Origin of the sequence: Lentzea sp. DG1S-22 (assembly GCF_036321065.1) — a bacterium.
Taxonomy (GTDB): domain Bacteria; phylum Actinomycetota; class Actinomycetes; order Mycobacteriales; family Pseudonocardiaceae; genus Lentzea; species Lentzea jiangxiensis.
The window spans coordinates 8,149,909-8,174,736 of record NZ_CP143276.1 but is presented as its reverse complement, the minus strand read 5'-3'; the positions used below and the strand labels follow the sequence as shown (position 1 = coordinate 8,174,736).

Genomic DNA, 24,828 nt, shown 5'->3' with positions numbered 1-24,828 from the left:
CGGTCAGCGAAATGCTGGGTAAAGCGGGAGTTCGAGCACCTCGGGGCCGTAGCGGTCGGCCAGGGCGCCGATCACCGCGTCGGCGTGCGACGCGACCGTCTTCTCGCCCAGCACCAGCGCGTCGGACCGCAGGCGGACCCACCGGCCGGCCAGCACGACGGTGCGCGGCGGGGCGTTGTCGACCGGGTCGGCCACCGGCATCGGCTTGGACAGGGCCCGCCACGTCGCGAGCCACACCCAGAGCAGCTGGGCCTCCAGCAGGCGCGGTAAGAGCACCGCGTCGTCGTCCATCTCGGGCCACACCGACCCGACCTCGGCCCGCCAAGCCGCGACCATGGCCTCGGACATGCCCGGCGGCAGGCCCCAGCCGCACCAGCACGACGGGAACGGCACGCGCAGCGCCGCCGCGTCGAACACGATGTCGCGAACGCAGCCGCCCTCGAAGTCGACGAACCGGACGCCGCGCGAGGTGACCAGGTGGTTGTCCGGGCAGGACGTCGACGGGCTGAACGCGCGCCGCCGCGAGGTGCTGAACGCCCGCGCGGCCCTGGCGGCGAACTCGGTGGCCTGCGACGACGTCGCCACGCCCAGGGTGGTCTCGAGCAGGGCCGGTAAGCCCGCGATCGCCGCGTGCACGTCGACCGCGATCGGGTCCTGGCAGCACTGCGCGCCCGCCCGGCGCATCAACGCGTCGAAGTCGGCGTCACGGCCGGCCGTGGTGGCGTGCAGGCGGCCCATGGCGTGTGCCCACGACAGCAGGCCTCGTTCGGCAGCGCGCGCGTCCTTCGCGTGCAGCTTCTCGGACAGACGCGGCGCACGGCCCAGGTCTTCCAGCACGACGAGACGGAACTTGGCGTCGTGCGCGAACAGCTCCGGCGTCGCCCGTTCCTCGGCGGGGAGGGCGGTGAGCAGCTGGTGGCTGACGGCCTCGTGCGCCCACGGGTCGCGGTCGCCGCTCGCGGGCGGGTACTGCTTCACGACCAGCGTGCGCGGCATGGAGAACGGCGAGGAGGCGACTCTCACGCGGATCACGACGGAACGACCTGTACCCCCGAGGGCCTCGGGGTCCGCGAGGCGCACCTGTGCGCCCAGCCGCTTGGTCAGCACCCGCTCGGCAGCCCCGACGGCTTCGGCGATCTCAGGTGAGGTCGTCTCGGGAGAGCCCGCGGTGATCTCCACGCTCATCCCCTCCGACCCTACTCCCCCAGCCCCTGAGCCCGACCGACGCTAATCGGGCCGGGCCGCGACTGCCACCACTCGTTGATAACGGCTCGGGCTGCCCGGAGGTTGCTCGGTGATCATCCCCTGGACAGCGGACGTGTGGAAACACCATCCGTTGCCCCACGCTTGCGGATCAACAGCACGAGCGCGGCGGCGACGACAATACCGATCAAGTTGATGCCCAGCTGGGCGACGGCGGGCCCGACCCTGTCCCACACTCCGAGAACCGCGGCCAGCGCGGCGTAGCCGGCGGCGGGCACGGTGGTGACCGAGATGAACACGCCGACGAGCGCCGCGGACTTCGCCGACGTCATCGACAGCATGCCCGCCGCACCCGCCAGCAGCGCCACGATCAGCGAGAACGGCCCGAACTGGTAGATGAAGTCGACCTCGTGGCCGTTGAGCAGCGCGTCCCGGTCGAACAGGCCGCCGAGCTCACCGATCCACGTGAGCGCGGAGGTGATCACCATGGCCAGCGGGAAGCCGATCGCCAACGCGAGCGAGGCGCGCTTCACCAGGTCCCACCGCTTGGCGACCAGCCCGACCGCGATCGCCGCCAGCGGACCGAACTCGGGTCCGACGACCATCGCGCCGACGATCGTGACCGGCGAGTTCGTCGCGACGCCCACCGCCGCCAGCAGGCACGCGATGGTGAGGAACGCCTGGAACGTGACGCTCGGCCGGGACTCCTCGCCCGACTTCGCGATCAGCTCCTCCCACACGATCACGTCCGAGCTCTCGCCCGGCGCGTTCTCCTCGGCGCGGTCGGCGGCGTCGGACAGCGACGTGTCGATCGTTTCGATCGTCACGCCACCGGTGTGGTCGATGTGGAGGTCGCAGAGCGCCGTCACGATCTCGTCGACGGCCTCGCGGGCCACGTCGGCGGTGATGAGGTCGCCTTCGGGGTCGACCGCCGCGCCGCGCAGGAGCACCAGGTGGGTGGCTCCCGCGTGGCCGCGGAGGACCTCCAGGGCGGCCTCGGTCTGGTCTGCCGGGCAGACCACCCTCAGCCGCAGCATTACGCCTTCTGGTCGGGCTTGGCGTCGACGCCGGCTTCCTTGCGCTGCAGCGCGGTGATCGGCGCCGGGGCCGCGGTCAGCGGGTCGTAGCCGCCGCCGGACTTCGGGAACGCGATGACCTCGCGGATCGAGTCGACCCCCGCGAGCAGCATGCAGAGGCGGTCCCAGCCGAGCGCGATGCCGCCGTGGGGCGGGGCGCCGTACTTGAACGCGTCGAGCAGGAAGCCGAACTTCTCCTGCGCCTCCTCGGCACCGATGCCCATCACGTTGAACGCGCGCTGCTGCACGTCCGCGCGGTGGATACGGATGGAGCCACCGCCGAGCTCGTTGCCGTTGAGGATGACGTCGTAGGCGTAGGCCAGCGCGTTGCCCGGGTCGGACTCGAAGTTGTCGATCCACTCCGGGGTCGGCGAGGTGAACGCGTGGTGCAGCGCCGTCCAGGTGCTGCCGCCGACCGCGACGTCACCGGCCTCGAGCTTGTCGACCGACTCGAACATCGGGAAGTCGACGACCCACGCGAAGGCCCACGCGTTCTCGTCGACCAGGCCGACGCGGTGCGCGATCTCGACGCGGGCGGCGCCGAGCAGGGCGCGCGCGTCCCTCGGGTCGCCCGCACCGAAGAAGATGCAGTCGCCGGGGTTGGCGTTCACGGCCTTGGCGAGACCGTCGCGCTCGGCGTCGGTGAGGTTCTTCGCGACCGGGCCGCCGAGCGTGCCGTCCTCCTGGACCAGCACGTACGCGAGGCCCTTGTGGCCGCGCTGCTTGGCGAACTCCTGCCACGCGTCGAGCGTGCGGCGCGGCTGCGAGGCACCACCGGGCATGACGACGGCACCGACGTACGGCGCCTGGAACACGCGGAACGTCGTGTCCTTGAAGTACTCGGTCAGGTCGGTGAGCTCGAGGTCGAAGCGCAGGTCCGGCTTGTCCGAGCCGTACTTCGCCATCGCGTCGGCGTAGGAGATCCGGCGGAACGGCAGCGGCAGCTCGACGCCCTTGGTCTCCTTCCAGATCGCGGCGAGGAGCTTCTCGGTCAGGCCGATCACGTCGTCCTGCTCGACGAAGCTCATCTCGATGTCGAGCTGGGTGAACTCCGGCTGGCGGTCGGCGCGGAAGTCCTCGTCGCGGTAGCAGCGCGCGATCTGGTAGTAGCGCTCCAGGCCGCCGACCATGAGCAGCTGCTTGAACAGCTGCGGCGACTGCGGCAGCGCGTACCAGGAACCCGGGCGCAGGCGGGCGGGCACCAGGAAGTCGCGCGCGCCCTCGGGCGTGGAACGGGTCAGGGTCGGCGTCTCGACCTCGACGAACTTCTCGGCGTGCAGCACCTCGCGGGCGATGCGGCTGACCTCGCTGCGCAGGCGGATGGCCTTGGCCGGGGTCGAGCGGCGCAGGTCGAGGTAGCGGTGCTTGAGGCGGGCCTCCTCGCCCGGCTCGACGTCGCTCTCCACCTGGAACGGCAGCGGCGCGGCCTCGTTGAGGACCTCGAGGTCGCTGACGTAGACCTCGATGGCGCCGGTCGGCAGCTCGGGGTTCTCGCTGCCCTCGGGGCGCTTGCTCACCTCGCCGGTGACCTTGATGACGTACTCGCTGCGCAGCCGGTGCGCGCGCTCGGCCATCTCGCCCTCGCGGAACACGACCTGGGCGACACCGGACGCGTCGCGAAGGTCGATGAAGATGACACCGCCGTGGTCCCGCCGGCGAGCGACCCACCCGGTGAGGGTGACGGACTGCCCGGCGTGCTCGGCCCGGAGTGACCCGGCCTCGTGCGTGCGCAACACGGTGGTGGCTCCTTGTAGACGAAGTCAGCTTTGCCGTCAAGGCTAGCCGGAGCCACCGACAGATTTTCACGCAGGGCTTTCCGGCTGCCCGGATGATCTCCCCAGCACCGGCTCCGCCTCCGCCCACGCGGCGTGCCACCCGTCGTCGACCTGCTCGGCGTTCTCGCCGTCGTCCGCGATCCGCGCGACCAGGTCGAGCACCGCCGCCCGGTGGTCCTCCCGCAGCAGCGGCACGACCTCGGCGAGGAACGGCAGCACCGCCGTGGCCGCAGGGCACACGAAACCGCCCTCCTCGTGGATCGTCCGGTCGAGGTCGCCGATGGCCCCGGCGACCACCTCCGGGTCGTCGGACAGCAGCGCCCGCAGGTGGCCCGGCGTGTCCAGCGCGGGGCCGTAGGCGTGGTCGACCGAGTGCCACGCGACGTCGTCGAGCCCTTGCAGCACAGGCCTCACCGCAGGTCCAGCAGCACCGACGCGGCCAGGGACGAGACGCGCTGGCCCAGCGAGGTCACGGCGTGGTCGTGCACCGCCTCCTCGACGAGGCGCCGGTACTGGCGAGCCCGCGCCACACCGACCAGCCACACCGCGAAGGCCCGCAGCCGCACGTCCGGATCGGCCGCCCACACCGGCACGTACGGCACGACCAGGCCCACGTCCGCGGTGTCGCGCTCGAAGAGCCTCCTCAGGTAGTCGAGCGCCTCCGTGCGCCACGGCAGCACGTCCACCAGCGCCAGCACGAGGTCCATGCCCTCGAAGTCGTGGGGCCGCACCAGCCAGAGCACGTGCTCCAGCACCTCGTCGTAGCCCATCTCGAACTGCCCGGTCTCGAGGAACAGCCCGAGGTCCCCGGTCAGGCCGCGCAGGACCACCCCGGCGTCCGGCCGGGTCGCCGCCGACACGAGCATCCGCGCGAGCGGCTCGTCGTCCGGCACCTCCCGCTCGCGCAGCCACGAGAGCGCGGCCTCGTCGCCCCGCCCCGCGAACTCCGTCGCGACGATCACCAGGCACAACCGCGTGGCGGGATCGGTCTCCTCGTCCCACCGCCGCGCCAGGGCGGGCAGCACCGGCGCGCTGTCCCCGCGCCCCTGCCCCAGCACGAACAGCGCACCCCGCCGCACCGCCACGGTGCTGTGGTCGAGCAGGGCCAGCAGCGCCGGTTTCGAGGCCTCCCAGGCGGGTGGCCAGCTCGGGTGGACGCCGTGGGAGCCGCTGCCCCCGGCGACCGCGATCGCGCCGCACACGTTCTCCAGCAGCCACTCGCGGCCGGGGGTGTTGTCGTGGGCGACGAGGTCCAGCAGGAACGGCCACGCCGCCGCGGTCGCCTCGCTCACCTCGAACTCGTCGCCGCACAGGTGCCGCACCAGTTCCTCGTGCGGCTCGACCGAGGTCCGGGCCTGCCTGAGCAGCCGGGGGAGGTCGTCGCCGTACCCGTCGTGGCTGCGCAACCGGTACCAGTCGATCCTCTTCAGACCCTCCACCATGGACCCCAGGATAGGAAAAGGGCCGCGACCGGGGTCGCGGCCCTTTCACTCAGAGCGGTCTCACGCGGTGGGCGCGAGGTACAGCAGGCGGTTCGGCGAACCGGTGCCCGGGTTCGTCACCTTCGACGGCGTCGACTGCGCGACCAGGTACGAGGCCACCGCGGCCGGGGAGGCCGACGGGTTCGTCGAGAGGTAGCGGGCGGCCGCACCCGCGACGTGCGGGGTGGCCATCGACGTGCCGGAGATGGTGCTGGTGGCCGAGTCGGAGGTGTGCCACGACGAGGTGATGTCGCGGCCGGGGGCGAAGATGTCGAGCACCGAGCCGTAGTTCGAGAACGACGAGCGGGCGTCGGTGCGGTCGGTGGAGCCGACGGTGATCGCCTCGGTCACGCGGGCCGGGGAGAAGCCGGAGGCGTTGGCGTTCGAGTTGCCGGCGGCGACGGCGAAGGTCACGCCCTTGGCGACGGCGTTGCGGACGGCCGTGTCGAGGGTGGCGTTGGCACCGCCGCCGAGCGACAGGTTGGCGACGGCCGGCTTGACGGCGTTGTTGCCCACCCAGTCGATGCCCGCGGCGACACCGGCGAGGGTGCCGGAGCCGTTGTTGTCGAGCACGCGGACGGCGACGATGCGCGCGTTCTTGGCGACGCCGTACTGCGAGCCCGCGATGGTGCCGGCGACGTGCGTGCCGTGGCCGTTGCCGTCCTGCGCGACGGCGTCGTTGTCCACGAAGTCACGGCCGTTTGTGGCGCGGCCGCCGAACGTGGAGTGGCTGACGCGGACACCGGTGTCGATGACGTACGCCGTCACGCCGCTGCCGGTCGAGGTGTAGCTGTAGGAGCTGTTGAGCGGCAGGTTGCGCTGGTCGATGCGGTCGAGACCCCACGACGGCGGGTTCGTCTGCGTCGCCTGCGTCCGCACGACCTGGTCGGCCTCGACGAACTCCACGGACGGGTCGGCGGCGAGGCGCTTGGCCTGCTTCTCCGTGAGCTTCACGTTGAAGCCGCCGAAGCTCGTGTAGTCGCGCTCCACCTTCGCGCCGAAGCGGGAGGCGAGGGCGTGCGAGTTGCCCTTGCCCTCCTTCAGCTTCACGATGAAGCTGCCGGAGATCTTCTCGGGGGCGTCGAGGGACAACACCTCGCCTTCGGCGGCGGAAGCGCTGGGAACCATCAGAACCGACAGGGCGAGGCTCGCCACGCCGGCACCGGCCAGGAACCGGATCTTTCGCGTCATGGTGTCGCTTTCCGTTCTTTGCAGGGGAACGAAGCGCTTTCGACGTTATGGAGAGATCCGGTTCCTGCCAAGGGTGTCCCAAAGATCAAGACGCCCTTGCATTGCCGAACAATTCACTTTCACAGCGATGGCGGCCAGTGGAGGATACGAGTGACGGGTGGCGTTCCCGGCGTGCCCGTGGTAACCAGCGCGCGCTCGACCTGCGCGGGCGTGGCGGTGCGGTCGCGTTCCAGGAAACGCGCCGCGACACCGGCCGCGTGGGGTGCGGCCATGGACGAGCCGCTCAGCGTCGCGGTCGCGGTGTCCGAGGTGTTCCACGCCGACGGGATGCTGACGCCCGGCGCCCAGATGTCCACTAGCGGCCCGTAGTTCGACGAGGACGACTTGGTGTCGTTCTGCGTCAACGCGCCCACGCAGATCGCCTGCGAAACCCGTTGCGGCGACGAGCCCGAAGGATCGGTGTTGCCGCCGCCCGCGGCGACCGTGAACGAGATGCCCGAGTCGATCGCCTTCTTCACCGCGGTGTCCAGCGCGGCGGAAGCGCTGCCTCCCAGCGACATGTTGGCCACGGCGGGCTTGACCGCGTTGCGCGTCACCCAGTCCACTCCGGCGATGACACCAGAGATCGTGCCGGAGCCCGACCCGTTGAGCACGCGCACACCCCACACCGTCGCCTGCTTCGCGACGCCGTGGGTGGTTCCCGCGGCGATGCCCGCGACGTGCGTGCCGTGACCGTTGTCGTCCTGCGCGATCGCGTCGTTGTCGACGGTGTCCCAGCCGTTGCGCGCACGGCCGCCGAAGTCCGCGTGCGTCACGCGAAGCCCGGTGTCGATCACGTAGATGTTCACGCCGCGGCCGGTGGTCGTGTACTCGTAGCGCCGGTCCAGCGGCAACGCCCGCTGGTCGACGCGGTCGAGGCCCCAGGGCGGGTCGAACTGGACGCCGTTGGCGTGCACGACCCCGTCGCGCTCCACAGAGGACACGTTCGGGTCCGCCTCCAGCTCACGCACCTGGCGTGCGGTGAGGTGAGCGCTGAATCCGTTGAAGACGTGGGAGTACGTGTGGTCGACCTTCCCGCCGAACGACGACACGGTCCCGTCACGCAGGACCACGACGTAGGACGACGTGGCCGCGGACGCCGGGGCGACCACGACCGCTGCCGCGACGGCGGCGACTGCCAGCAGGGCTCTCACGGGCAGATTTCCTTTCGGTGCGGGGTTGTGCGGGGAAACAGCGGCCCCGGTCCACGGGGAACCGGGGCCGCGCGCTGCACGGGGCTCAGCTGGTCGGGGCCCAGTGCAGGAGCCTCGTGGTCGTGCTCGGGCCGGGGTTGGTCACCTTGGCGTCGGTGGTGTTGGAGGTGATCGCGGTCGCCACCTGGGCGGGCGTCACGTTCCGGTTGCCCTGCAGGTACCGCGCCACCACGCCGGCGACGTGCGGCGAGGCCATCGAGGTGCCCGAGATGGTGTTCGTGGCCGTGTCGCTGGTGTGCCAGGCCGAGGTGATGCCGCTGCCGGGCGCGAAGACGTCGACGATCGCGCCGTAGTTGGAGAACGACGACCGCGCGTCGGTGCGGTCGGTGGAGCCGACGGTCAGCGCCGCGCCCACGCGTGCGGGCGAGGAGTTCGCCGCGTTCGTGTTCGAGTTGCCCGCCGCCACGGCGAACGTCACGCCGCGCGTGATGGCGCCCTGCACGGCGTTGTCGAGCGAGGTGTTCGCGCCGCCGCCGAGCGACATGTTCGCCACGGCCGGCTTGACGTGGTTGTTCGCCACCCAGTTCACGCCCGCGACGACACCGGCGATGGTGCCGGAGCCCGAGTTGTTCAGCACGCGGACCCCGTACACGGTCGCGGCCTTCGCGACGCCGTGCGCCGTGCCCGCGACGGTGCCGGCGACGTGCGTGCCGTGCCCGTTGCCGTCCTGCGCGACGGCGTCGTTGTCCACGAAGTCGTAGCCGTTGCGGGCACGGCCGCCGAAGTCGCGGTGGGTGGTGCGGACACCGGTGTCGATGATGTAGGCGTTCACGCCGGAGCCGGTGGTGTTGTAGGTGTAGCGCTGGTCCAGCGGCAGGTTCCGCTGGTCGATGCGGTCGAGACCCCACGACGGCGGGTTCGTCTGCGTCGCCTGGATGCTCACGACCTGGTCGCGTTCGACGTACTCGACCGACGGGTCGGCGGCGAGTCTGCGGGCCTGCACGTCGCTCATCCTGATCGAGAAGCCCCGGAACACGGCGTCGTAGACGTGCCCTACCTGGCCGCCGAACCGGGATCCGAGGGTCTGCGCGCTCGCCGTGACCGCGTCGTCCTTCAGCTTGACGATGAAGCTGCCGGCGATGTTCTCACCGGGCGAGACGCGGATCTCGCCGGCGGCGGCGGTGGCGGGCGCGGCGAAGGCGGCGATCACGACCGCCGAGCCCAGGAGGGTCGCTGTCTTCCGCATTGCACAAGTCCTGTTCGTCGCAGGGATGCTCAGGAACCCGATCGAGGACATTGGCGGCGTAATAGTCCCGAGATCTGAACCTGCCGAGTTCCGAACCCGGGCAAAACCGCCGATCGGCTGTACCGACTTCCCTTTGCCGCCGATAGCCTTCCGATCTTGACTCCGTGAAACGGAGGACCGATGCTCACGATTCACCCACCGCACGAGGAGCTCGCCGACCTGTTGGTGACGGGTCCGTTCGCGGACGCGCTGAGGGTCGCGATCCAGGTGCGGGGACTCAGCCTGGAACGGCTGCAGCACCGCCTGAAGCTGCGCGGCGCGCCGATCAGCGTGACGGCGCTGAGCTACTGGCAGTCGGGCAGGCGCAGGCCCGAGCGGCCGGAGTCGCTGAGGGCGCTGGCGCAGCTGGAGGACGTGCTGGGACTGCCGGAGACCGCGTTGAGCCGCCTGCTCGGCCCGCCGCGGCCGCGGGGCCGTTCGCGCAGGCGGCAGACCTCGGCGCGGACGCCGTGGGACGGGTCCGGGCTGGTGCTGACCGCCCAGCACGACAGGGTCGAGGTCGCTCCGTGCGGCGGCGTGCTGGGCGTCCGCTCACGCCAGGTCATGCAGGCGAGGGCGGCCGATGTGGACCGCTGGATCCTGTGCCAGGAAACGGGTTCGGCGCAGCCGGCGCTCACCGCCGTGCGTTCCTGCCAGGTCGGGAGGGTCGCGCGGGAACGCACGAACGGCGTGCTCGTCGCGGAGCTCGTGTTCGACGAACCGATCTCCACGGGTGACTGCGTCGCGATCGAGTACGAATTGATCTATCCGCGCCCGACCGCGGAGCACACGCATTTCCGGCGGTTCGCCGAACGCGTCCACGACTACGTTCTGGAGATCAAATTCCCGGCCGGGTCGCCACCCGAGTCGTGCGAACAATTCGCCTCCGGCCCGGCCGGCGCGGAATTGTCCGGCGGCACGCGTCCCGCCCCGGTGGACGAGGGGGGTTACGCGCACGCCGCCGCTCTCGACTTCGGTCCCGGTCTCTACGGGATGCGCTGGACCGCCGCCGCGAACGCCGCGGGGTCGTCCACCCAGGGGAAGTGACCGGCCGCGGGCTGCACGACGAGCGTCGCGCGCGGGAAGAGGTCCGCGAACTCCCGCGCGCGCCGGGGCGGGAGCGAGACGTCGACCTCACCGGCGACCAGGAGCACCGGCACGTCGAGCCCGGCGAGCTCCTCGCGGACGCGGGCGGTGTCGAAGGCGCCGTCGGCGTAGTACTCCGCCGCGGCTTCGGGGTTGCGCGGGTGGTCGTCCAGCGCGCGGGCCGCGTCGTCCCAGCGCCCGTGGAAGAACGGGCTGATCTTCGCGAACGCCTCGGGCGTCACCCTGCCCGCCCAGATCTCCTCGAACCCCTTGACCGCCTCGGCGTACCAGGGCTCACCGCTGCGCGCCAGGGCCACCTCCCGGCGGTCGGCGTCGGTGACGTCGACGCCGACGACGCGCGGGCTGGGCGCGACGAGCACGAGTTCCTCGACCCTCTCGGGAAAACGCACGGCGTAGAGGACGGCGAGCGTGGCGCCCGCCGAGTGGCCGAGCAGCCTGATCCGGTCGAGGCCGAGGTGCCCGCGCAGCGCGTCGACGTCGTGCACCTGGCGGTCGACGCGGTAGTGGCCCGTCTTCTCCGATTCCCCGGTGCCGCGCAGGTCGAGCCGGACCACGTCCCGCAGCGGCAGCCCGCCCAGGTAGGACGACGCCTGCATCGGCCCGCCCGGCAGGCAGATCAACGGGTCGCCGGCCTCGCCGTGGTAGGCGAGGGCGGCGCCGTCCGCGTTCCTGAAAGTCCCCATGCCCCGCAGTGTGTCAGTACGAGCGGGGCAGCTTCAGCGAGTTCTGCGCGACGAAGTTGAGCACCATCTCGCGCGACACGGGCGCGATGCGGGAAAGGCGGGACGACGCGAGCATCGACGCGAGCCCGAACTCGCGGCTCAGGCCGTTGCCGCCGTGGATCTGGATCGCCTGGTCGACGGCCGCCGCGACGGCCTCGCCCGCCGCGTACTTGGCCATGTTCGCGGCCTCTCCCGCCTCCCTGTCGTGACCGGAGTCGTAGAGCGCGGCGGCCTTCTGCGTCATCAGCCGGGCGAGCTCGACCTCGACGTGGATCTTCGCCAGCGGGTGCGCGAGCCCCTGGTGCGAGCCGATCGGGGTGTCCCAGACCGTGCGCTGCCGGGCGTACTCGACCGCCTTGGCGATGGCGAGCCGCGCCGACCCGGTTCCCATGCTCGCGCCCATGATCCGCTCGGGGTTGAGCCCGGCGAAGACCTGCAGCAGTCCCTGGTCGGGCGAGCCGACTACGGCGTCGGACGGCAGCCGGACGTCGTCGAAGAACAGCGTGAACTGCTTCTCCGGCATGAACAGGTCCATGTCGATCTCTTGCCGGGTGAAGCCCTCGGCGTCGGTCGGGACGACGACGAGCACCGGTCCGGTCTTCTGGATCGCGACGACGAGCACGGCGTCGACCTCGTCGACGCCGGAGATGTAGGTCTTGGTGCCCTTGAGGACCCAGTCGTCGCCGTCGCGGCGGACGTTCGTCTTCAGCTTGTGCGCGTTGGACCCGGCGTCCGGCTCGGTGATCGCGAACGCCATCTTCAGCGTGCCGTCCGCGAAACCGGGCAGCCACTTGGTCTTCTGCCCGTCCGTGCCGAACCGCGCGATCACCGTCGCGCAGATCGCCGGGGAGACCACCATGAGCAGCAACGGGCATCCCGCCGCCGCCAGCTCCTCGCACACCGCCGCGAGGTCGCCGATGCCGCCACCACCGCCGCCGTACTCCTCCGGCACCGCGACGCCGAGGTAGCCGAGCCTGCCGGCCTCCTCCCACAGCTCGGTGGTCTTCTCCCCCGCCCTGGCCTTGGCCGTGAAGTACTCGTGGCCGTACTTCGCACCGAACTCGGCGACCGCCTTGCGCAGCGCGATCCGCTCTGCGGACTCGACGAAGCTCACTGTTCCTCCACTACGACCAGGACGTCTCCGGCGTTGACCTGCTGGGCGTTCTCCACGAGCAGTTCGGTGACCGTGCCCGCGCCGGTCGCGAGCACGCGGTGTTCCATCTTCATCGCTTCCAGCACCAGCAACTCGGCACCGGCCTCGACCACGTCGCCCTGCGCGACGCTCACCCGGACCACGGTTCCGGGCATCGGCGCGGCGGTCGCGCCCGGCGCGAGCCTCGCCTCCGGCTCGGGGAAGCGCGGCACGACCGTGAGGCTCACCGACCCGCGCGGCGAGTCGACCTCCACCAGGTCCCCGTAGCGGGCCACGTGGAACGGGACCCGCACGCCGTCCAGGTCGAGCACCACGGTGTCCGCGGTGGCCTGCTCCGGGTCGTACTCGACCTCGACCAGCTCCTCGCCGTGCAGGAACCGCGCCTTCGGCCACTGCGACCGCACGTTGCGCCAGCCGAGGGGCAGCGTCCCGATCCGGCGCGTGGCCGCCTGGGCGAGCGCCGCGGCGAGCGCAAACGGTTGCGGGTCAACGGTCCCGGTGAAGTCGTGCTCGGTCAGGAACCCGGTGTGCGTGTCCCCGCGGAGGAAGGCGTCGTGGCGCAGGACGTCCACGAGCAGCCGGCGGTTCGTGACCAGGCCGTGGATCCGCGCGCTCTCCAGCGCCGCCGCGAGCTTGCGGGCGGCGGCGCTGCGCGTCGGTGCGTACGCGATCACCTTCGCCAGCATCGGGTCGTAGTGCACGGAGACGACCGAACCGTCCTCGACGCCGCTGTCCAGCCGGACGTCGCCGGGCACGTGGAACCGGTGCAGCGTGCCGCTCGCGGGACGCCAGTCGTGCGCGGGGTCCTCGGCGTACAGGCGGACCTCGATCGCGTGGCCCCGCGGTGGCGGTGCCTGCGCGGGAAGCTCGGCCCCCTCGGCGATCCGCAGCTGCCAGTCGACGAGGTCGACGCCGTGGACCAGTTCCGTCACCGGGTGCTCGACCTGCAGGCGCGTGTTGACCTCCAGGAAGTGGAAGTCGTCGCCCTCGAGCAGGAACTCGACGGTGCCCGCGCCGACGTACCCGATCGACTCGGCCGCCGCCGTCGCCGCGGCGAACAGGCGCTCGCGCACCTCGGCGGTCACCGCGGGGCTGGGCGACTCCTCGACGATCTTCTGGTGGCGGCGCTGGATCGAGCACTCGCGTTCCCCGAGCACCCACACCGTGCCGTGCCTGTCCGCGAGGACCTGCACCTCGACGTGCCGCGCGTGCTCCAGCAAGGGCTCGCAGAACACCGTCGGGTCGCCGAACGCGGATTCGGCCTCGCGCCGCGCACTCGCGAGAGCGTCGGCGAACCCGGCCTCCTCGCGGACGATCCGCATGCCGCGGCCACCGCCCCCGGCCGACGCCTTGATCAGCACCGGGAACTCGGTGACGGTCTCGGGGTCCAGCTCGGGCAGCGTGGGCACGCCCGCGGCGGCCATCCGCTTCTTCGCGGCGACCTTGGAACCCATCGCCTCGATCGAGTCCGGCTCGGGGCCGACCCAGGTCAGTCCCGCCGCCTGCACCTCCCGCGCGAAGTCCGCGTTCTCGGACAGGAAGCCGTAGCCGGGGTGGACGGCGTCCGCGCCGGCTCGCAGGGCCGCCTCGACGAGCAGGCCGGCGCGCAGGTAGGTCTCCGCGGGCGACGCACCCGGCAGCCGGACCGCGAGGTCGGCCTCCCGGACGTGCGGGGAGTCCGCGTCGGGATCGGAGAAGACGGCGACCGCGCGGATCCCGCTGTCCCGGCAGGTGCGGATGATCCGGCGGGCGATCTCGCCCCGGTTGGCGATCAGGAGTGTCTTGATCACGTCGATCACATCCGGAAGACGCCGAAGCCGTCGGCGCCCTTGATCGGTCCGCTGTGGACAGCGGAGAGGCAGAGGGCGAGCACGGTCCTGGTGTCGCGCGGGTCGATCACGCCGTCGTCGTAGAGCTTGCCGGACAGGAACGGCGCGAGCGACTGCTCCTCGATCTGCGCCTCCACCATCTTGCGCATGGCGGCGTCGTGCTCCTCGTCGTACTCCTGCCCCTTCGCCGCGGCGGCCTGCCGTCCCACGATCGACAGCACGCCCGCGAGCTGCGCGGGCCCCATCACGGCGGACTTGGCGTTGGGCCAGGTGAAGAGGAACCGCGGGTCGTACGCGCGGCCGCACATGCCGTAGTTGCCGGCGCCGTAGGAGGCGCCCATCGTGATCGTCAGGTGCGGCACCCGGCTGTTCGAGACGGCGTTGATCATCATCGAGCCGTGCTTGACGATGCCGCCCTGCTCGTACTGCGCGCCGACCATGTAGCCCGTGGTGTTCTGCAGGAAGACCAGCGGCGTGTCGCTGGAGTTCGCGAGCTGGATGAACTGCGTGGCCTTCTGCGACTCCTCGCTGAAGAGCACACCGCGTGCGTTGGCGAGGATGCCGACGGGGTAGCCGTGGACGCGGGCCCAGCCGGTGACGAGGCTGGTGCCGTACAACGGTTTGAACTCGTCGAACCGCGACCCGTCGACCAGCCGCGCGATGACGTCGCGCGGGTCGAAGGGCACCCGCTGGTCCTCGGAGACGAGGTCGAGGATGCTCTCGGCGTCGAACAGCGGCTCTTCGACGGGCGCCGGCCGCGGGCCCTGCTTGCGCCAGTTCAGCCGGGCCACGACCCGGCGGGCCAGCCGGATGGCGTCGGGCTCGTCCTCGGCCACGAAGTCCGCGAGGCCGGAGGTGGCGCCGTGCATCAGCGCGCCGCCCAGCGACTCGTCGTCGGCGTCCTCACCGGTCGCCATCTTGACCAGCGGAGGACCACCGAGGAACACCTTCGAGCGGTCCTTGACCATGATCACGTAGTCGGACATGCCCGGTACGTACGCGCCACCGGCCGTCGCGTTGCCGAACACGGCGGTGATCGTCGGGATGCCCGCGGCGGAGAGCCTGGTCAGGTCGCGGAACGCCCGGCCGCCCGGGATGAAGATCTCGCTCTGCGTCGGCAGGTCGGCGCCGCCGGACTCGACGAGGCTGACCAGCGGCAGCCGGTTCTGCAACGCGATGTCGTTGGCCCGCAACGACTTGCGCAGCGTGTACGGGTTCGACGACCCGCCCCGCACCGTCGGGTCGTTCGCGACGATCACGCACTCGACGCCCTCGATCCGCCCGATCCCCGTGACGACCGAGGCGCCCACGGGGAAGTCGGTGCCCCAGGCCGCCAGGGGCGACAGCTCCAGGAACGGGCTGTCCTCGTCGACCAGCAGCTCGACCCGTTCGCGGGCGAGCAGCTTGCCGCGCCTGTGGTGCCGTTCGACGTACTTCGGCCCCCCTCCGGCGAGCGCTTTGGCGTGCTCGGCGTCCAGCTGCGCGATCTTCGCGAGCAGCGCCTCCCTGTTGCCCATCAGGCGAACCCCAATCGTCGTGCCGCGAGCTCGGTCATCACTTCACTCGCCCCGCCCCCGATGCCGAGGATGCGGGCGTCGCGGTAGTGGCGCTCCACTTCGGACTCCCGCATGTAGCCCATGCCGCCGTGCAGCTGCACCGCTGCGTCGACGACCTCGGAACAGGCCTGCACGGCGGCGTTCTTCGCGAAGCAGACCTCGGTGACGCAGTCCTCGCCGCGGTTGATCCGCGCGGCGACCTCCCGCGTGTACGTCCGCGCCAGGTCGGTCTTCTGCGCCATCTCGGCGAGCCTGTGGCTGACCACCTGGCGTTTGATCAGCGGCTTGCCGAACGTCTCCCGGTTGCGGACCCACTCGACGGTGAGGTCGAGCGCCCGTTGCGCCGTCGCGTAGGCCTGGACCGCCATCGTGATCCGCTCGACCTGGAACTGCCGCATGATGAGGACGAAGCCCTGGTTCTCCTCGCCCACCAGGTTCCCCGCCGGCACGCGCACGTCGTCGAAGTGCAGCTCGGCGGTGTCGCTGCAGTGCCAGCCCATCTTGTCGAGCTTGCGGCGGGTGAACCCGTCCTCGACCACCAGCAGCGAGATGCCCTGGTAGCCCTTCTCCCCGGTCCGCACGGCGACCGTGACGAAGTCCGCGCGGCAGCCCGAGGTGATGAACGTCTTCTCGCCGTTGACGACGTAGTGGTCGCCGTCCCGGACCGCCGTCGTCCGCAGGGCCGCGACGTCAGAGCCGGCACCGGGCTCGGTGACGGCGAGGCTGCCGATCTTCTCGCCCCGGATGGCGGGCTTCGCGAACCGCTCGACCAGGTCGTCGTTCTTCGTCTGCCAGATGTGCGGGATCGCGATGCCGAGGGTGAACAGCGCGGCCATCACGCCGGACGAACCGCCGTTCTGGATGACCTCCTCGGTCAGCGCGACCGTGTCGAGGAGGTCGCCGTGCTCGAACCCGATGCCGAGCAGGTCGAGCTCCGCCGCCTTGCGGTGCAGCTCGCGCGGGACCTCGCCGTCGCGTTCCCACCGGTCGAGGTGCGGCGCGACCTCCCTGCGCGTGAAGTCGCGGACGAGCTCCCTGAGCTCCTTGCGCTCGTACAGGTCTTTCGTGATCACAGGAGCTCCTCCGGGATCTCCACTTCCCTGCTGCGCAGCCACTCGCCCAGCGCCTTGGCCTGCGGGTCGAACCGCGTGCTGCTCGCCACCCCGTCGCCGAGCAGGCCGTGCAGCACGAAGTTGAGCGCCCGCAGGTTCGGCAGCTCGTACCGGCTGACCTCACCGGCCTCCGGCAGCAGCTCCTTCAGCCTCTCGACCGTCAGGAAGCCGGTCAGCCAGTCGTAAGCGGCGTCCGACCGCACCCACACACCGAGGTTCGCGTCGCCGCCCTTGTCCCCGCTGCGCGCACCGGCGATCGTTCCCAACGGCCGCTTCACAGCAGCACCGCCTTCGCGCTGACCTCGTCACGGTGCACGTACGCGGCCTGGTACACCCCGAACGGCGTGCCGTCGCCGGGCGGTGCGGTGACGTGGAACCCGGGATAGCTCGCCAGCGCCAGCTCGATCGCGGCCCGGCTGAACCCCTTGGCCCGCTGGGGATCCGCCGTCTTGATCGTCACGTGCAGCAACGCGCTCGCCTGCTCCTCCGTCGCCGCGTCCCGACGGTCGGTGCGCGCCAGCGTCCAGGTCAGGCCCTCCTCGCCGATGGCGTCGACGAGCTGGCGTCTCACCAGCGAGGCCTTCTCCTCCACGTCCAGCCCGGTGAGGACGAACGTCGTCGAGTTCCGGAAACCGCCCAGCGTGTTCAGGCAGACCTTCAGCGTGTCCGGCGGCGGAGACCCCCGCACCCCGCTGATCCTGACCCCGCGCTCGTGCGCGTCCAGCCGGATCGTGTCGAAGTGCGTGGTGACGTCCGGTCCCAGGTACTCCGGCGCCCCGATCTCGTACAGCAGCTGCGCCGTCACGGTGTCGACGGTGACCGCGCCGCCCGTGCCGTCGTGCTTGGTGATCAGCGACGACCCGTCCTCGTCGACCTCCGCGATCGGGAACCCCGGCCGCGTCACGTCGATCTCGGTGAAGAACGAGTAGTTGCCGCCGGTGGCCTGCGTGCCGCACTCCAGCACGTGACCCGCCACCGTCGCCCCGGCCAGCCGGTCCCAGTCGTCACGGGCCCACCCGAAGTGCGCCGCCGCGGGTCCCACGACGAGGCTCGCGTCGGTGACCCGCCCGGTGACCACGACCTGAGCCCCCTGCCGCAGGCACTCCGCGATCTCCCACGCGCCGAGGTAGGCGTTGGCGGTCAGCGCTTGCGGGAACAGCTCCTTCAGGTCGTCACCGGTGACGTACCCGACCTTGGCGTCGAGCTTGCGCGCGAGGCCTTCCGGGTTCAGGCCACCGGCGTTGACCACGATCTTGACGCCGCGGTCGAGCGCGAGCGCGAGGCAGTCCTCCATCTGCCGCAGGAACGTCTTCGCGTAGCCGAGCGAAGGGTCCTTCACGCGGTCGCGGCCGAGGATCAGCATGGTCAGCTCGGCGAGGTAGTCGCCGGTCAGGACGTCGAGGTCACCGCCCTCCAGCTGCTCGCGCACCGCCGACAGCCGGTCGCCGTAGAAACCGGAGGCGTTGCCGATCCGGATCACCGGCCACCTCCGGGCGGCCCGGCGAAGGCCTGCGCGATCGGCAGCCACTCCTGCGCCACCGGCCCTGCGGCCTCGACCGCGAGCTGCGCGCGGTTGCGCCGCTGCGTCACGAGCCACGCGAAGTCGAGCGCCGGCCCCCAGACCCGGTTCTCCGCGTCCTCGGGACCCCACGTCCACGACTCGCCGCCGGGTCCGGTCAGTTCGACCCGCACCTCGGCGTCCGGCGCCGCCAGCCCGTTGAGCAGGAAGGCGAACCCCATGGTCCGCACACCGAGGTGGCAGACGTGCCTGATCCGCGACGTCGGTTCCCGCACGACCCCGAGCGCGTCGGCGACGTCCTGCCCGTGCGCCCAGGTCTCCATGATCCGCGCGGTGGCCATCGACGCCGGGCTCATCGGCGGCCCGAACCAGACGATCTTCCCCGTGGCCCGCGCGAGGTGCTCCCGCAACGACCTCCTGCTGTCGCGCCACAGCTCCAGCAGGTCCGGCAGCGCCGCCGCCTCCGCCGCCGTGCGGTCCACGATGTCGGCGGTCAGCGGCTGCGCCTGGAACGCCTCGGGATCGGTGATCGCGAGCACGGCCGCCTTGTCCGTCCACATGAGATGGCCGATCTGGTGGCCGATCGTCCAGCCCTCCGCCGGGGTCGGCAGGGTCCGGTCGGCCCCGTCGACGAGCGCGTCGAGGTCCCGCGACTCCGCGTCGAGGTCGGCCAGCAGTTCCGTGATCACAGCTGCTCCTCCAGCATCCGCGCCCAGTAGCGCACCACGTGCGCCCGGCGCTTGGCGTCGTCGGCGAGCTGGTTGGCGAGCGCCAGCCCGCGCACGAGATCAAGGGTTGCCTGCACCGCGTCCTTCACACCGGGCCGGCTGTCGCCCACGTCGAGCAGCTCCAGCGCCAGCCCGTACACCTCGCGCCCCAGCCGTGCCTGCAGCTCGAGCACCTGCTCGCGCAGCTCGGGATCGGTCCGCGCGGCCACCCACAGCTCCAGGGCGGCGGTGAACAGGTCGCTGGCGTGGAAGTCCGCGATCAGCTCGACCACGGCGTGCGTGCTCTTCTCGGCGATCTCGGCACGCCGCTTGAGCACCTCGACGCTCTCCGCGCCCACGTGCTCCACCGCCGCGGCCACCAGCTCCCCGCGCGTGCGGAAGTGGTGCAGCTGCGCGCCGCGCGACACCCCGGCCCGCTCGGCCACCTCGGTCGTCGTCGTGCCGGACCAGCCGCGTTCCACCAGGCACTCGACGGTCGCCTCCATCAGCTTCCGCTTGGTCTCGCGGCTGCGGTCGGCCTGGCGCTGCCTCGTCTCCACGCCGCCGAGTGTTCCCGCCGAACTAACAAACAGTCAAGACTGCTTGTAAATGTCGCGAGTACCGTCCGCCCCGATGAGCATCGTGGAACGACTGAGGGCCGCCGGCTGCGTGTTCGCCGAGGACGAGGCCGCCCTCCTCGAAGAAGCCGCCACCGGCCCGCACCACCTGGAAGAGCTGGTCGCCCAGCGAGTAGCCGGGCTGCCGCTGGAACACGTCGTCGGCTGGGCGGTGTTCTGCGGGCAGCGGATCGTCGTCACCAAGGGCGTGTTCGTGCCGCGCCACCGCACCGAACTGCTCGTGGACCTCGCCACCGACCTCAAGCCGGGCGTGGTGGTCGACCTGTGCTGCGGCTCCGGCGCGGTCGGCGCGGTGCTCCAGCACCGACTCCCCACCGCCACCGTCTACGCCGCCGACATCGACCCCGTGGCGGTGGCGTGCGCGCGCAAGAACCTCACGAACGTGTTCGAAGGAGATCTGTTCGACGCACTGCCCACGCACCTGCGCGGACACATCGACGTCGTCGTCGCCAACGTCCCGTACGTGCCGACCGACGACATCGCGTTCATGCCGGTCGAGGCACGCGACCACGAGGCGCGCGTGGCACTCGACGGCGGCGCGGACGGCCTGGAGGTCCTGCGCCGCGTCGCCGCCCAGGCGGCGCACTGGCTGCGCCCCGGCGGGCACCTGCTGAGCGAGACCAGCGAGCGCCAGGCACCGGCCGCACTGGCCGCCTTCACCGCCGCCGGCCTCACCACCAAGCTCGTGACCAGCGAAGACACCAATGCGGTGGTCGGATCGCGCTAAGTTCCGTACGATGTACGGTATGTCGTACGACGAGGTCATGCAGTGGTTCGAGAAGTGGGACGCGCTCGCGGTCGCGGGCGACGTCGAGGCGATGGCCGACATGGCCCTGTTCCCGATCAACACGGTCACCGACGGATCGGCGACGTCGTGGGACCGCGCGACGTTCATCGAGCAGATGGGGGCGCAACTGGGAGGCGAGGTGCAGATGGAGTCCACCAGGACGCCGCACTTCATCAACGACAACCTGGTCTTCGTGATCACCGACGGCACGATCAACGGGATCACGGTGCGCTACGGCGACCTGCTCACGCGCGTGGACGGCGAGTGGAAGTTCCAGACGATGGTCCAGGGCGGCTGGGCGTAGGTACAACAGAAGCATGATCGCAATGCAGTACGAGATCAGGTTGCCGTCGAACTACGACATGGACGTCGTCCGGGAACGCGTCCGCACCCGCGGTCACGCGCTCGACCGGTTCGAAGGCCTGGGGTTCAAGGCGTACCTCATCCGCGACACGACGTACGCGCCGTTCTACGTCTGGAACACCTCGGCGGGGATGGCGAACTTCCTCTACCGCGGAGGTGGTTTCCAGGCGATCCTCGCGGACTTCGGCCGGCCGGAGGTGCGGCACTGGCCGGGCGTGGCGTTCCTGCGGGGTGGCGCGGCCACGGCGAGGTACGCGGCGCGGACGATCACGAGGCTCGCACCGGAGGCGAACCCGATCGACGTGGTGGCGGGGATCGAGCTCCGCGAGTCGCCCGGCCTGCACTCGGCGGCCGTGGGCGTCGATCCGCGCACGTGGGAGGTCGTGCGCTTCGAGCTGCGGGAGGAACACCCCGGGGAAGAGGGTGTCTTCGAGGTCCTCCACCTGAGCGAGCCGGAACTCGCCGACATCACAGCAGGCTGAGCTGTTCCTGGTCCACGCGCGGCGCCGGAACGCCCACGGGCAGGCTGCCGTCGGGCCACACGCCCTCGTCGTCACCGGGAACCCCGGTGACGGCGTCGGCGGACCGTCCGCGCGGCGCCAGGCCGTGCTTCTCGACCAACGGGACCACCCGCGCCGCGAGGCGGTCGCGGTAGCGCCTGTCCACATAGGACCGAGTGCCGTACAGGTACCGGTAGGTCTCGACGAGGTCCGGGTGCTCGCGCCGCAGCCATGCGGCGAACCACTCCTTCGCGCCGGGACGCAGGTGCAGCGGCAGCACGGTCACGCCCGTCGCACCGGCGGCCGCGATCTGCTCCAGCAGGAAGTCCAGCTGCTCCACGGAATCCGTCAGCTCGGGCAGCACCGGTGCCACGAAGACACCGCACGGCAAGCCCGCGTCGCGCACCTTCCGCACCAGCTCCAGCCGCGCGGCCGGCGTGGGGGTGCCGGGCTCCAGCGACTTGTGCAGGTCCCTGTCCATCAGCGCGAGCGACACCGCGATCCCGACCGGCACGACCTCGGCCGCGGCGGACAGCAGCGGCAGGTCCCGTGCCAGCAGCGTGCCCTTCGTGAGGATCGAGAAGGGCGTGCGGGAGGCGGTCAGCGCCTCGATGATCCCTGGCATCAAGGCGTACCGCCCCTCCGCCCGCTGGTACGGATCGGTGTTGGTGCCGAGCGCGACGTGCTCCTGCTTCCACTTCGGCGACCGCAGCTGGCGCGACAGCACCTCGCCCGCGTTGACCTTGACGATCAGCTGGTTGTCGAAGTCCTCGCCGGTGCCGAGATCCAGGTACGAGTGCGTCTTGCGGGCGAAGCAGTTGTGCGACACGACGCCGTTCGCGATGAAGTCCGCCGTGCCGGTCGAGATGTCGTAGAGGGTCATCTCCCCCAGCGGTTCCACGGACACGACGCCGAGCGGCTGCTGCGACTTGATGGCCACGCCGTCGATGTCGCGCTTGCGGGTGATCGCCGGGTCGACGGTGTGGAAGAAGCGCAGGTTCTCCCTCAGCCCGCCGCGCAGCCGCACGACCCGCACGCCACGACGGCGGCGCAGCTCCTCGATCGCGAAGTCGAAGTCGAAGTGCTTGAGAGCCAGGCAGATCGCTTCCAGAACGGTGGCGTTGCGCGTGGACAGCCGCAGGATGCTGCGCGAGCAGGTCCCGAGGTAGTCGAACGCGCCGGCCAGGAATCCCTTGAGCCAGTCGGGGTTCGGGGCTATCTGCCAGTGCGCTAGCTCGCGCACCTGGTGCAGAAATCCCCTCCCTTCTCGCACGCCGAAGTAGTCGAGGTACTCCTGCGTGCGCTCCATGGCCTCGATGTCGGCCAGGGGGATGTGGAACTCGGTCTCGTCGTCCACCATGCCGCGCAGGTAGCCGCGGCGGTAGTCGTCGGTCACGGTGGGCTGCTCGACGAAAGCCCCCGTGCCCATCAGCTTGTTGCCGGTCGTGAGGTGCGGGCGGCGGCCGGTGCCGGCGGTGTCGCCCGTGACGTGCTTCCAGCCGCGGTCGGTGAGGAAGCGGTGGTCGCCGGAGGCGACGACGGTCGTGCCGTCCTCCAGCGTCAGCCGGTACGCCTGCTTGCGCGTCTCCCAGTGCGCGAGAACGGTCGTGAGCTTGTAGCGCCGGTAGTTGCCGACGAGCTCGGTGCCGTAGATCTCATCGCCCTCCCTCAGCTGGGACAACGGTTTCGTGCGACCGTTGCCCATGAGGATCGGCGTGTCGCCCGCCAGGCAGTACGTGCAGGCGTGCGAGCAGCCGCGGTACGGGTTGACCGTCCACGAGAAGGGCAGCGACGACCCCGGTACCCCGTTGAGCACGGATTTGGCGCGGACCTCGTGGAACACCACGTCCGCGAACTCAGGAGTTCGTACGCTGCGCACCAGTCCCGGTAGCCCCGGTAGTGCCTGCTGCGGCTCTGCCTCGAGTTTCTGCCCGTCCCATCGCACAGCATCGATTCGAACACATGTTCGAACAGCGGTCAAGGAGTGCACGTGTCACCCGTTGAGGTAGCAGGCTTTGTCACCGGCGCACTGTGCGTATGGCTCGTCGCCCGGCAAAACCCCTGGAACTGGCCCATCGGCATTGCCAACAACATCGCGTTCCTCGTGCTGTTCTGGGGCAGCGGCCTGTACGCCGACTCGGGCCTGCAGATCGTCTACATGGCACTCGCGGTCTACGGCTGGTGGGCGTGGGTGCGCGGCGGCGAGCAGCACTCGACGCTGCACGTCAGCCGCACCACGACGCCCCAGTGGCTCTGGCTCGCGGTCGCCGGCGTCCTCGGAACCGGTCTGCTGCACTGGGTTCTCGTCACGTTCACCGAGTCCACGGTGCCGTTCTGGGACGCGATCACGACCGTGCTGTCGCTGCTCGCGACGTGGGGGCAGGCGCGCAAGAAGGTCGAGTGCTGGTGGCTGTGGATCGCCGCGGACGTGATTTACGTGCCGCTCTACGCGTACAAGGAACTGTATTTGACAGCGGTGTTGTACGTGGGGTTCATGGTGCTGTGCGTGCTCGGGTTGCGCAATTGGACAAAGGACCTCAAGAGCAATGAGGTGCGGGCGTGAAGGAATTCGACCACGCGCTCGTCCTCGGAAAGTTCTACCCACCGCACAACGGGCACCATCACCTCATCGAGACGGCGGCCTCCCGCAGCCGTCGCACGACCGTGACGGTGCTGGCGGCGACGTCCGAGACGATTCCACTCGACCACCGCGTGCGCTGGCTCGCGGAGACGCACGCGGCGACTCCGGGCGTGCGGATCGTCGGCGACCTCGACGACCACCCGGTGGACTTCGACTCCGACGAGATCTGGGAGCTGCACGTCGCCCTGACGCGCGCGGTGCTGGCCAGGCGCGCGATCGCGGACGGCGACCCGTCCGCCGCGCCGGTCGACGTCGTGTTCTCCAGCGAGAAGTACGGCGACGAACTGGCTCGGCGGCTCGGCGCGCAGCACGTGCTCGTCGACCTCGACCGCCTCACGCACGCCGTGTCCGGCACGGCGGTGCGCACCGACCCGGTCGCGAACTGGCACCACCTCTCCCCCGCCACCCGGCGCGGGCTCGGCTGGAAGGTCGTGGTCCTCGGCGCGGAGAGCACCGGCACGACGACCCTGTCGAAGCAGCTCGCCCGGCACTTCGGGGCTCCGTGGATCGCCGAGTACGGCCGCGAGCACACCGAGCACAAGCTGGCGGCCGCGCGGGCGTTCGACCCGGCGGCCACCGTGGACGGTCTGGTGTGGACGCTCGGCGACTTCGAGGACGTTGCGCGCGAACAGGAACGCCGCATCCGCGCCGAGACCGCGCCGCTCGTCGTCGCGGACAACGACGCGTTCGCCGCGACGGTGTGGGGCGAGCGCTACCTCGGGTTCCGGCCGGAGATCTCCACCGGCACCGAACCGGACCTGTACCTGCTGACCGACCACGTCGGCGTTCCGTTCGAACAGGACGGCTGGCGTGACGGCGAACACCTGCGGGAGTGGATGACCGGCCTGTTCGAACAGGAGCTGGCGCGGCGTGGCGTGCCGTGGCTCAAGCTCACCGAAGACCGGCTGGCGGCGGCCATCACTGCGGTCGAACACCTCATGGGGCAGGATGTCGCGCGTGGGTCACGGTCACGGGCATAGCCACGCGCTG

At 70.9% G+C, this 24,828-nt stretch carries 22 protein-coding genes and 1 pseudogene; 6 read left to right on the top strand and 17 right to left on the bottom strand.

The window, feature by feature from the left end; translation table 11 throughout:
* Nucleotides 1–3: 3 nt before the first annotated feature.
* The 8 genes from V1227_RS38970 to V1227_RS38935 form a co-directional block, all read right to left on the bottom strand.
* Nucleotides 4–1,185 (bottom strand): hypothetical protein, encoded by a 1,182-nt coding sequence (locus V1227_RS38970; RefSeq protein WP_329790086.1) that lies wholly within the window; start codon nucleotides 1,183–1,185, stop codon nucleotides 4–6.
* 113 nt (nucleotides 1,186–1,298) lie between these two features.
* Complete coding sequence (locus V1227_RS38965) at nucleotides 1,299–2,240, bottom strand: DUF389 domain-containing protein (protein ID WP_329790085.1); 942 nt, start codon at nucleotides 2,238–2,240, stop codon at nucleotides 1,299–1,301.
* Nucleotides 2,240–4,015, bottom strand: coding sequence for an aspartate--tRNA ligase (gene aspS, locus V1227_RS38960; protein WP_329790084.1), 1,776 nt, complete (start codon nucleotides 4,013–4,015; stop codon nucleotides 2,240–2,242). Before aspS ends, V1227_RS38965 begins: the two co-directional genes overlap by 1 nt.
* A gap of 66 nt (nucleotides 4,016–4,081) precedes the next feature.
* On the bottom strand, nucleotides 4,082–4,468 hold the full coding sequence (locus tag V1227_RS38955) for a hypothetical protein (protein ID WP_329790083.1): 387 nt from the start codon (nucleotides 4,466–4,468) through the stop codon (nucleotides 4,082–4,084).
* Nucleotides 4,465–5,496 carry a hypothetical protein gene (locus V1227_RS38950; RefSeq protein WP_329790082.1) on the bottom strand — a complete coding sequence of 344 codons (1,032 nt, stop codon included), beginning with the start codon at nucleotides 5,494–5,496 and terminating at the stop codon, nucleotides 4,465–4,467. Before V1227_RS38950 ends, V1227_RS38955 begins: the two co-directional genes overlap by 4 nt.
* A 60-nt stretch (nucleotides 5,497–5,556) precedes the next feature.
* Nucleotides 5,557–6,726, bottom strand: coding sequence for a S8 family peptidase (locus tag V1227_RS38945; protein ID WP_329790081.1), 1,170 nt, complete (start codon nucleotides 6,724–6,726; stop codon nucleotides 5,557–5,559).
* Nucleotides 6,727–6,845: 119 nt separating this feature from the next.
* A complete protein-coding gene (locus V1227_RS38940; protein ID WP_329790080.1) occupies nucleotides 6,846–7,919 on the bottom strand; it encodes a S8 family peptidase in 1,074 nt (357 codons plus the stop codon).
* An 85-nt stretch (nucleotides 7,920–8,004) separates the two neighbouring features.
* Complete coding sequence (locus V1227_RS38935) at nucleotides 8,005–9,165, bottom strand: S8 family peptidase (protein WP_329790079.1); 1,161 nt, start codon at nucleotides 9,163–9,165, stop codon at nucleotides 8,005–8,007.
* A 180-nt stretch (nucleotides 9,166–9,345) separates the two neighbouring features.
* On the opposite strand from V1227_RS38935, the gene V1227_RS38930 reads away from it, so the two are divergent.
* Entirely contained in the window at nucleotides 9,346–10,251 is a 906-nt protein-coding gene (locus V1227_RS38930) for a helix-turn-helix domain-containing protein (RefSeq protein ID WP_329790078.1), read from the top strand.
* Here V1227_RS38930 and V1227_RS38925 read toward each other — a convergent pair.
* The 8 genes and pseudogenes from V1227_RS38925 to V1227_RS38890 form a co-directional block, all read right to left on the bottom strand.
* Nucleotides 10,191–10,994 (bottom strand): alpha/beta fold hydrolase, encoded by an 804-nt coding sequence (locus V1227_RS38925; RefSeq protein ID WP_329790077.1) that lies wholly within the window; start codon nucleotides 10,992–10,994, stop codon nucleotides 10,191–10,193. The two genes, V1227_RS38930 and V1227_RS38925, sit on opposite strands and share 61 nt — an antisense overlap.
* Before the next feature lie 13 nt (nucleotides 10,995–11,007).
* Complete coding sequence (locus V1227_RS38920) at nucleotides 11,008–12,147, bottom strand: acyl-CoA dehydrogenase family protein (RefSeq protein WP_329790076.1); 1,140 nt, start codon at nucleotides 12,145–12,147, stop codon at nucleotides 11,008–11,010.
* Nucleotides 12,144–13,976 carry an ATP-binding protein gene (locus V1227_RS38915; RefSeq protein ID WP_329790075.1) on the bottom strand — a complete coding sequence of 611 codons (1,833 nt, stop codon included), beginning with the start codon at nucleotides 13,974–13,976 and terminating at the stop codon, nucleotides 12,144–12,146. The genes V1227_RS38920 and V1227_RS38915 overlap by 4 nt, the downstream gene beginning before the upstream one ends.
* A 5-nt stretch (nucleotides 13,977–13,981) precedes the next feature.
* Complete coding sequence (locus V1227_RS38910) at nucleotides 13,982–15,532, bottom strand: acyl-CoA carboxylase subunit beta (protein WP_329790074.1); 1,551 nt, start codon at nucleotides 15,530–15,532, stop codon at nucleotides 13,982–13,984.
* Complete coding sequence (locus V1227_RS38905; RefSeq protein ID WP_329790073.1) at nucleotides 15,532–16,644, bottom strand: acyl-CoA dehydrogenase family protein; 1,113 nt, start codon at nucleotides 16,642–16,644, stop codon at nucleotides 15,532–15,534. The genes V1227_RS38910 and V1227_RS38905 overlap by 1 nt, the downstream gene beginning before the upstream one ends.
* A pseudogene (locus V1227_RS38900) lies at nucleotides 16,641–18,163 on the bottom strand (acyclic terpene utilization AtuA family protein). The gene V1227_RS38905 and the pseudogene V1227_RS38900 overlap by 4 nt, the downstream one beginning before the upstream one ends.
* Nucleotides 18,160–18,891, bottom strand: a complete 732-nt coding sequence (locus tag V1227_RS38895) for a TIGR03084 family metal-binding protein (RefSeq protein ID WP_329790072.1) — start codon at nucleotides 18,889–18,891, stop codon at nucleotides 18,160–18,162. The pseudogene V1227_RS38900 and the gene V1227_RS38895 overlap by 4 nt, the downstream one beginning before the upstream one ends.
* The gene (locus tag V1227_RS38890; RefSeq protein ID WP_442916567.1) at nucleotides 18,888–19,415 is read right to left on the bottom strand and encodes a TetR/AcrR family transcriptional regulator; all 528 of its coding nucleotides are present in this window, start codon (nucleotides 19,413–19,415) and stop codon (nucleotides 18,888–18,890) included. The genes V1227_RS38895 and V1227_RS38890 overlap by 4 nt, the downstream gene beginning before the upstream one ends.
* 127 nt (nucleotides 19,416–19,542) lie before the next feature.
* On the opposite strand from V1227_RS38890, the gene V1227_RS38885 reads away from it, so the two are divergent.
* The 3 genes from V1227_RS38885 to V1227_RS38875 are packed head-to-tail and all read left to right on the top strand — an operon-like array spanning nucleotide 19,543 to nucleotide 21,179.
* On the top strand, nucleotides 19,543–20,274 hold the full coding sequence (locus V1227_RS38885; RefSeq protein ID WP_329790070.1) for a putative protein N(5)-glutamine methyltransferase: 732 nt from the start codon (nucleotides 19,543–19,545) through the stop codon (nucleotides 20,272–20,274).
* A 19-nt stretch (nucleotides 20,275–20,293) separates the two neighbouring features.
* A complete protein-coding gene (locus V1227_RS38880; protein ID WP_329790069.1) occupies nucleotides 20,294–20,638 on the top strand; it encodes a nuclear transport factor 2 family protein in 345 nt (114 codons plus the stop codon).
* Nucleotides 20,639–20,651: 13 nt separating this feature from the next.
* The gene (locus tag V1227_RS38875) at nucleotides 20,652–21,179 is read left to right on the top strand and encodes a DUF4865 family protein (RefSeq protein WP_329790068.1); all 528 of its coding nucleotides are present in this window, start codon (nucleotides 20,652–20,654) and stop codon (nucleotides 21,177–21,179) included.
* Here the strand turns inward: V1227_RS38875 and V1227_RS38870 are convergent.
* Nucleotides 21,166–23,142, bottom strand: a complete 1,977-nt coding sequence (locus V1227_RS38870; protein ID WP_329790067.1) for an intein-containing Rv2578c family radical SAM protein — start codon at nucleotides 23,140–23,142, stop codon at nucleotides 21,166–21,168. The genes V1227_RS38875 and V1227_RS38870 overlap by 14 nt on opposite strands.
* Before the next feature lie 45 nt (nucleotides 23,143–23,187).
* On the opposite strand from V1227_RS38870, the gene pnuC reads away from it, so the two are divergent.
* Nucleotides 23,188–23,760, top strand: a complete 573-nt coding sequence (gene pnuC, locus V1227_RS38865; RefSeq protein WP_329790066.1) for a nicotinamide riboside transporter PnuC — start codon at nucleotides 23,188–23,190, stop codon at nucleotides 23,758–23,760.
* Entirely contained in the window at nucleotides 23,757–24,818 is a 1,062-nt protein-coding gene (locus V1227_RS38860) for an AAA family ATPase (protein ID WP_329790065.1), read from the top strand. Before pnuC ends, V1227_RS38860 begins: the two co-directional genes overlap by 4 nt.
* Nucleotides 24,819–24,828 lie beyond the last annotated feature (10 nt).